The organism is Amycolatopsis sp. NPDC051371 (assembly GCF_040682155.1).
GTDB lineage: Bacteria > Actinomycetota > Actinomycetes > Mycobacteriales > Pseudonocardiaceae > Amycolatopsis.
The window spans coordinates 1-1,875 of the sequence record NZ_JBFBAG010000100.1 but is presented as its reverse complement, the minus strand read 5'-3'; the positions used below and the strand labels follow the sequence as shown (position 1 = coordinate 1,875).

2 protein-coding genes are annotated in these 1,875 nt (G+C 69.2%); both read right to left on the bottom strand.

Going from position 1 to position 1,875, the window contains the following annotated elements:
• Window positions 1-126: 126 nt before the first annotated feature.
• A complete protein-coding gene (locus AB0M59_RS53110; protein WP_364631941.1) occupies window positions 127-1,155 on the bottom strand; it encodes a hypothetical protein in 1,029 nt (342 codons plus the stop codon).
• 97 nt (window positions 1,156-1,252) lie between these two features.
• The gene (locus AB0M59_RS53105) at window positions 1,253-1,537 is read right to left on the bottom strand and encodes a helix-turn-helix transcriptional regulator (RefSeq protein ID WP_364631939.1); all 285 of its coding nucleotides are present in this window, start codon (window positions 1,535-1,537) and stop codon (window positions 1,253-1,255) included.
• Window positions 1,538-1,875: the final 338 nt, after the last annotated feature.

Sequence of the window (1,875 nt, the reverse complement as noted above, 5' to 3'; positions counted from 1 at the left end):
CGACGCCGAAGGCGACCACGCACCACAGCGTGCCGGTGAGCCATCCGAGCCGATCGGCGTCGGCGCCGGTGAAGCCGAGAGTAGGCGTAGAAACAGTGTTCTAACACTGTTTCTCACTCACGACCGTCAGGCTGCTTGCTGGGCGTTGTAGACGTTGATCGCCGCGTCGCCGAAGTGCGGGCTGCGTTCCTCGTCCGAGTTGTCGTCGGGGTGGTAGCTCACGTTGCCGACGAGGTACCCCCAGCCGTGCGCCAGCTGCAGGTCGTCGAGCCAAGGACCGCCGCTGGCGCCGTGGCCCTGGTCGCAGTGGATGGCCTCCTGGTCGGGCTGGAACGGCCAGATCCCCGGGCGCCACGTCGTTCCGGTGCAGTAGCGCAGCTGCTGCCCGGTGATGCCGGTGCGAGCCGGGTGCGTGTCGAACGGGTAGCCGAACTCGTAGACGTTCCAGTCGTAGCCGGAGCCGAACTTGTAGCCCTGCCAGCCGGTCACGTTGGCGACCCTCACGCCGTCGCGGGGCCACAGCGTGATGGCCGCGAGGTCGTAGTCGCTGTCCTTGCCGTCGAAGTAGCCGTTCGGCGCCGACACCGACTTCCAGGTCCAGCGGCCCAGCGGCTCACCGGAGCCCGCGTAGTCCGGGACGAAGACGAAGTTGCTGTACCAGTGCTTCGCGCCGTCGGTCACGCAGTGCCCGGCGGTCCAGATCATGCTGCGGTTGGTCGAGCTGATGACACTGGCGGTGCACTGGTGGCCACCGTCGGGCTCGTCGAAGTACAGCTTGCCGACGGTCGTCGCGGGCATCTGGCCGTGAGTGGTCCAGACCTGCGACTGGCTGAGCGCGGCGAGCGCGGCCGGACCCTGCGGCCGGACCTTGGGTCCCGCCGCACCGGGCGCGGACTGCGCGGGCAGCACGTGGGACTGCGGTTCGGCGCCGTGCCGCTCGGTGGGTACGTCGGCCGGCTTGGCCGCCCGCATCCGTTCGGGCGTCCACGCGGCGAGGACGTCCTTCTCGGACGTGCCCGACTGCTGGACGACCGCGGCGGAAGCCTTGCCCGGCACCGCATCGGCCGTCGTCGCCGCTTGTGCCGTGCCGTGGACGAGCATTCCCCCGAGCACCACCACCGCGGTGACGCCCCCTGCCCATCGGGTACTTCTCACTTGGCACCTCCAGAGTTCCCCCGGGCGGCGATCCGCCCGGCAGCCAGCCTCCCGCCGCGGGAAGGGGCGGCGACACTGGACCTTGGAGTTGCGCCGTTCAGCCGAGACCGGGTGGTTCCGGGCGGGCGAGGAGCAGCACCGCGACGGACCCGGCCTGCAGCCGGGACTCGACGCGCAGCTTGATCAGGACGTTGCTGACGTGGAACTTCACGGTGCGCTCGCTGATGCCCAGCCGGCGCGCGATCCCGCGGTTGGACAGGCCGTGCCCGAGGAGCGCGAGGATCTCCCGTTCCCGCCCGCTCAGCCGCTCGACCCGTTCCAGGACCTGGCCCCGCCGGCGTTCGAGCGCCGCGAAGTCGTCATGCGGGTAGTCGCCGTTCATCTCTTCCCCCAAGAGCCGCGGCGGTGGAGTCCGTCACCGAGAGGAGGCCGGGGGCCGGGGTGCAGATACGCCTGGTGTCGCGCGTCCGAGGTTCGTTGCCCGCGCGGCGGCGAGTGCAAACGTCTTGAATGACTCATTCAGGTCTTGGGAGGTCTTGAATGACTCATTCAAGACCTTTGGTCCGGGCTCGGCGAGCGCCCGGACTCCAGCGGCCCGAACGTCACAAACTTGCCGCGCGCGACACTAGTGTCCTGCGCCAGAAACTCGTGCGATATATTTGCGCAGGGAGTCGAGGATCTCCTCAGCGGTCTTCGTCCAGGTGAGGGGTTTCGGGTCCT

What these genes read in the sequence shown, in the direction of transcription:
- AB0M59_RS53105 (WP_364631939.1), bottom strand. Translation starts at nt 1,537, where the DNA reads ATGAACGGCGACTACCCGCATGACGACTTCGCGGCGCTCGAACGCCGG.